General features: G+C 49.2%; 7 protein-coding genes. 4 read left to right on the top strand and 3 right to left on the bottom strand.

Annotated elements, in window-relative coordinates:
* Positions 1 to 70: 70 nt before the first annotated feature.
* The 4 genes from ybeY (at position 71) to AC0QH1_RS18660 (ending at position 3,242) form a co-directional block, all read left to right on the top strand.
* Entirely contained in the window at positions 71 to 577 is a 507-nt protein-coding gene (ybeY, locus tag AC0QH1_RS18645) for an rRNA maturation RNase YbeY (protein WP_324632772.1), read from the top strand.
* Between the two features lie 218 nt (positions 578 to 795).
* Entirely contained in the window at positions 796 to 1,200 is a 405-nt protein-coding gene (locus AC0QH1_RS18650) for a diacylglycerol kinase family protein (RefSeq protein ID WP_324632773.1), read from the top strand.
* A gap of 419 nt (positions 1,201 to 1,619) precedes the next feature.
* Complete coding sequence (locus AC0QH1_RS18655; RefSeq protein ID WP_324632768.1) at positions 1,620 to 2,207, top strand: anthranilate synthase component II; 588 nt, start codon at positions 1,620 to 1,622, stop codon at positions 2,205 to 2,207.
* Between the two features lie 228 nt (positions 2,208 to 2,435).
* Positions 2,436 to 3,242, top strand: a complete 807-nt coding sequence (locus tag AC0QH1_RS18660; RefSeq protein ID WP_324632774.1) for an MBL fold metallo-hydrolase — start codon at positions 2,436 to 2,438, stop codon at positions 3,240 to 3,242.
* Positions 3,243 to 3,372: 130 nt separating this feature from the next.
* Here the strand turns inward: AC0QH1_RS18660 and AC0QH1_RS18665 are convergent, their stop codons facing one another.
* From AC0QH1_RS18665 to AC0QH1_RS18675, 3 genes are all read right to left on the bottom strand, one after another.
* Positions 3,373 to 4,584, bottom strand: a complete 1,212-nt coding sequence (locus tag AC0QH1_RS18665; RefSeq protein WP_324632769.1) for a M20 metallopeptidase family protein — start codon at positions 4,582 to 4,584, stop codon at positions 3,373 to 3,375.
* Between the two features lie 217 nt (positions 4,585 to 4,801).
* Entirely contained in the window at positions 4,802 to 5,497 is a 696-nt protein-coding gene (gene bioD, locus AC0QH1_RS18670; protein WP_324632770.1) for a dethiobiotin synthase, read from the bottom strand.
* Between the two features lie 489 nt (positions 5,498 to 5,986).
* The coding region (locus tag AC0QH1_RS18675) for a hypothetical protein (RefSeq protein ID WP_324632771.1) at positions 5,987 to 6,172 on the bottom strand (186 nt) is incomplete at its 5' end.

Genomic DNA, 6,172 nt, shown 5'->3' on the forward strand with positions numbered 1-6,172 from the left:
GGAGAACTCCTCCCTACGCATAAATGACGAGGGTTTCCGTTCTCCCCCTTACCAACCCTAATTTCTGATGATGGAAATCGAGCTGAGCGTGCAGGATAAGTATTGGAGCGATGCGGTTTCAGGCGGATCCCAAGCGGAAGAGATCGCCGCTGAAGTGTGGGAGAAATGGTTCGAGACTTGGCTAGAAAGGCTAGAGGAGGATCTGCCAGAGGCATGTGGTTACGAACTGACAATCCGCCTGAGTGGCGATCGCGAAATCCAAGCCTTAAACGCTCAGTACCGGCATCAGGACAAGCCAACCGATGTTTTATCCTTTGCTGCCACTGAAGCAGAATATCCGGTTCGAGAACTGTTGGGGGAAGAAATGCCCTTGTATTTAGGAGATATTATGATTTCGGTAGATACAGCGCGGCGACAAGCTCAGAGTCAGGGGCATCCACTACAGATGGAACTGGCGTGGCTAGCGGCGCACGGATTGCTTCACTTATTGGGTTGGGATCATCCAGACGAAGAGAGTCTGACCCGGATGTTAAACGAGCAAGAAACATTACTCCAGGCAGTGGGTCTTGCACTCTAATCGAACTCGGAAAAAGCTTTGTAGCAAATCGAGCTTGTAGTATGGGTGATGGATCGCCTGAGAGACAGAATACAACCCCTATCTCTGCCATGACATTTAATCAGAAAGAAATATCCGATGGCAAAGCCAAGAACGTGACGCCGCAATCTTCCGTGTCGAATGGCTCGCCGATGTCTTCAGATAAATCAACCCCCCCTGCAAAACGATCGCATCCCTCCATGCAATTGAAGCGCGAGTTGTCGTGGCAGGTGGCCAACAATTTATTGATTAGTTTTAAATATGCGTGGGCGGGAGTTTCATATGCCTTCCGCACCCAACGCAACTTTCGGATCCATGTTGCGATCGGAACCTTAGCGATCGGGCTTGGATTTTGGTTAGAGCTCAGTGGGGTAAAAATCTCCATTATTGTGCTGACCATCGGTGCAGTGTTGGGGATGGAACTGTTGAATACGGCGATCGAATCCGTAGTGGATTTAACCGTTGAGCAGAGTTATCACGAATTAGCGAAAATTGCCAAAGATTGTGCGGCGGCGGCGGTACTAATTTCTGCGATCGCTGCCATTTTTATTGCCAGTTGTCTCCTGCTGCCTCCCTTGTGGTTGCGAGTGCAATCTCTTCTTTGAACCCTAGATTTTGTCATTGGTCATTGGTCATTGGTCAATTGTCATTGGTTATTGGTCAAAGGGGAGCGTTGAATGCCCTCTGCCTGTCTTAAAAAAACTCTGCATCGCCACGAGCAGACAGGATTGCGATTTTGGGCGTACAATGTAGGATTAGGAAGCGGGGCGCGCCTTCTATGGAGGGAAAAGGGAAAGCGCTTGTTCCGGGCAAGCAAGATTTAGTTCAGGTAAAAACATCTCCCATTCTGAGTTAATTTTCCAAAACGATAATTAAGAGCGTAAAATTATTTTAATAAGTCCTGACCGTTCTGGTGCGGTGGATTTTTTTTGCCAAACACTGAGGGGAAGCCCACCCCACCCAACCCACCAGAGTCGGCCAATGATGAGGAACGTTTTTTAGCCATATTAAAGGAGCATCAGCCTTGATCGTTGTTATCGATAACTACGATAGCTTTACCTACAATCTAGTGCAGTATCTTGGAGAACTGGGAACCGAGTTGCCAGTTGCTGCTGAAATTGCGGTTTATCGCAACGATCGCCTTTCCATCGAACAAATCCGAAATTCTGGGGCAGCAGCGCTGGTGATTTCTCCCGGGCCGGGGCGTCCGGAAGACGCGGGAATTTCCCTAGAGGCGATCGCGGCATTAGGTTCAACCTTACCCATTTTAGGGGTTTGCCTCGGACATCAATGCATCGGACAAGTTTTTGGCGGTAAAATTATCTCTGCCCCAGAACTGATGCACGGAAAGACTTCCGAAGTGCATCATACTGGTGTGGGAGTTTTCCGGAATTTAGAAAATCCCCTTACCGCCACGCGATATCATAGTCTAGCGATCGACCGAGAAGGCTTTCCCGATGCCCTAGAAATTACCGCGTGGGTAGACGATGGTACCATTATGGGCGTGCGACATCGAGAGTATCCCAAACTCGAAGGAGTTCAATTTCACCCTGAAAGCATTTTGACAAACACCGGAAAACAGATGCTCAAAAACTTCCTAAGCGAGTTGTAGGTTCGGGCAAGTGTCATTTATCAATTACCTGACATACAACTTTTTAGGTAAATTTGAAGCAAAATATTTTACTGTTGAGTGGATTTTTTGCAAGCTATTCCTGTTTCAAAATCATCAGGCAATTGACCTTTTCTATTTTCGATAGAGGCTGAACGGAACAGAAATCCCAATTGCAAATCACCACTCGAGAAGATACAGACCATTCACCATCAATCCCAATAGAGAATGATGAATCGACGACAGTTGTTGCGCTACGGACGGATAGGGACGTTAGCAGCCCTTGCCACCACCGTACCTTCAGCATGGCAAACCTATCAAGCGCAAACCGCCCCAGAACCGGAAACGCCCTCTCCCTCCGATAATTCCCTGTTGGTGCAATGGTTGGGTCATACCTGCTTTTTGTTTGTGGGTGAGGGTCAAAGCGTGTTAGTGAATCCCTTTCGCACCCTCGGTTGTACGGCGGGATATCGCCCGCCCCAGGTCAATGCAGATTTGGTATTAATTAGTTCTCGATTGTTGGACGAAGGAGCAACGGAGAATTTGCCGGGAAACCCGAGAATTTTATTTGAACCGGGAGCTTATCAATTTCGCGGCCAACAAATCCAGGGAATTCGCACCTTTCACGATCGCGAAGGAGGACGAAGGTTTGGCATTAATGTTGCATGGGGGTGGATCCAAGCCGGCATCAAGATCGTCCATTTAGGAGGAGCTGCCGCACCGATTACTCCAGAGCAGCAAATTCTCATGGGACGTCCGGATTTGTTATTTGTACCCGTAGGCGGTGGACCGAAAGCCTACAGCCCCGAAGAGGCAAAAGAGGAGATGCTGAAGCTCAATCCCCGCGTGGTGATTCCCACCCATTATCTCACCCAAGCTGCCGATCGCGACAGTTGCAATTTAGTGGAGATCGAACAGTTTCTCGCCTTAGTAGAAGACGCCACCATCGAAAAAACCACCAGTGACTCGATTCGCCTGTCGCGATCGCGCTTACCCGAGAACCAGAGAGTGGTCAAAGTATTGAGTTACAACTTTTAAGCCAAAATAATTGGTCATTGGTCATTGGTCAATTGTCATTGGACAAAAGACAAAGGACAAAGGACAAAGGACAAATCCTGGAGGGTGGGCAATGCCCACCGCCATTTACAAAGATTGAGAAAACCACCGATTAAGCGCAATACTTTTCCACAAAACGAACGAAGATTTCCACTCCAGTTTGGAGGGCGGATTCATCAAAATCAAATCGGGGATGATGATGGGGATAGGCTAAATTTTGAGAAAGATTAGCCGTGCCCAAAAAGAAATAGCATCCTGGCACTTCTTGTAAAAAGAAACTCATATCTTCGCCCCCCATTGTTTGACATTCTGGAACCACACCGGCAGGGGTTTCGATAACATTGGTGGCGACAGAACGGACTAAATCGGCGATCGCCGGATCGTTAATCACCGGTGGATAAAGCCGCCAATAATCCAAGTCGTAGGTTGCCCCATGACCTTGACAGACGCCGGCAATAATATCCTGAATGCGCTGCGGGATATGCTCCCCTAACTCTGGATTAAAATAGCGCACGGTGCCACTCATAGAAGCGGAGTCAGCAATCACGTTCAAAGCGGTGCCGGCATGAAGGGTGCCCACAGTAACCACTGCAGCATCTACAGGATTGACATTGCGCGCCACAATCGTCTGTAGCGCCTGGACCACTTGCGATGCCACCAAAATCGAATCGATGGTTTGATGTGGCATTGCGCCATGTCCGCCTTTCCCGTGAATCTGGCAGCGAAAACATTCTGTTGCAGCCATCAGCGGGCCGCTGCGAACTCCTACGGTGCCGATGGGCAAATTGTTCCACAGGTGCAGACCGACGATGGCATCCACTGTGGGATTTTCGAGTACTCCTGCTTCGATCATGGGTTTGGCACCGCCGGGGCCTTCTTCTGCGGGTTGAAACAGCAGTTTCACCGTACCGGCAAAGTCATCGCGATGATGGGCGAGATAGTAGGCGGTGCCCAGGGCGATCGCGGTATGACCATCGTGACCACAAGCGTGCATTTTGCCATCATGTAGAGATCGATAAGGCACCTGGTTTTCTTCCAGAATCGGTAAGGCATCCATATCTGCGCGAATTGCCAGTATCGGTCCGGGTTTAGCCCCCTTAATTGTGGCCACAATCCCGGTTTGTGCCACCCCGGTTTGATGCTCGATGCCCCATTCTTGTAATTTTCGCGCCACAAACTCACTGGTGAGGTGTTCTTGGAACCCCAGTTCTGGTCGTTGATGCAACCAGCGACGCCATTCTACTAGGGTCGGTTGTAACGCCTGAATCTGCGATCGCACTGGCGAGGGTTGAGTCGCTTGGGACTCGCGGAAAGTAGAAACCATATCTGAAATTGTCTGTAAAAATCGCTACATTATTTCAAGGTTATTTTAATCCACCAGGGATGGGTCAAGTTTCCCATTCCAGAAGGTTTAAAGAAAATCGGCATAGGGGGCGTTTCGAGAATGCGCGGATCGTACCTGGATGCTACGCCGTTCAAAAAGCCTGCAAACGTTTAGTTTATTTAACTTAACATAAGATGAAGCAACCATCACCAGGGCGTTAATAGGGGATATTTTTGAATGGCATCAATCGCTCTAGATCCAGATCCGACGCAGCTTTCGCCAGAGCGTCCAAGTCAGTGGAATCTGCAAGATGAGGCAAAATCCCCAGAACTGGGGTTTGGGTAAAAGACTCGATCGCGGCGATCGGTGTCCAGTCGTCAATTTGCTGGGGCGATCGCGGCTGAACGCAGTTGAGGACGATACCGCACAGGGGAACCCCAACTTGTCTGGCGAGAGCAACATGAGCAACGGCGGCGGAGATTGCCCCTAACCTAACCGGAACCACTAACACGGCTGGAATCTGCCAATCTCGCCCTAAATCCGCTACGGTCAGTTCGTCGGTTATTGGCGACCCCAATCCGCCCAATGCTTCCACCAGTACCAAAGCGGACCGCTGGCGCAAGGTGGTAAAAACTGGCCACAGCTTTTGCACTTCGATGCTGCGTCCTTCTCGTTCTGCGGCGATCGGGGGGGCGAGAGGAGCCTGGAAATAAAGCGGCGTAATTTCTTCCTGGGATTGGTTCAGGTCAAACAAACGCTGGTAGAGTTCGCGATCGCCTGTTCCCGACTGTATTGGCTTCATCATCCCTAATGGCCGATTCGAACAATACTTTTGCCAATAGGCGGCGATCGCGCAGGTTAACACCGTCTTTCCGGCGTCGGTATCCGTTCCAGTAATCAGTAATGCGTTCAAAGTCACACCACCCTCGAAGGTCAACGATCCATGTTCGAGCATTATCGCCCAACCGTCAATTTGTGGATCTTCACTCCTTCCCAGGCGGAGCTTTTCCCGCTAAAAGCAACGGGCTGTTGATGTGACAACTTTCAGATTGCGATCGCAACTCCAATGCAATACTCGGTGAAGCGCGATTTAATCTTGCAGGTCGAGAAAATTGCAATGCTTTTATTGCTTATCTTCCCTGCCTGTGCCTTTACCTTCATTATACCCCATGCCCCCTCTTTTTTTTAATTCAATTGAAAAAAATTTTCCGGCTCAACATAATAGCCCTAGAGTCGGAATGGTGCGATCGCGATCGGTGAAGCTCAACTTTCGGCTGTTGGCTTATCACAATTTTTGCATTGTTTAAGTTTCCTGGATGAGGAAACGCTCTCATTTTACCCAATTCCCTTTTATTTTGTCAACCCATTGACCAAACATGGCCCGATTCAACGAGTCTCGCGTCTAGCCTATTCTTATTTTCCTTGATAGTCCGGCGGCCACATCAATTTTATAGTCTCCTGTTTGCGAGACTCGACCTTGCCATTGAACCAATCGCGAGCCATCTTCCACTAATTGCCCATACTTAATCCCATTCCCCTTGCTCTCCGCTAAACAATAAAAGCATTGCTTTGAAATTACCACCCCATT

This window comes from Phormidium sp. CCY1219 (assembly GCF_055795085.1).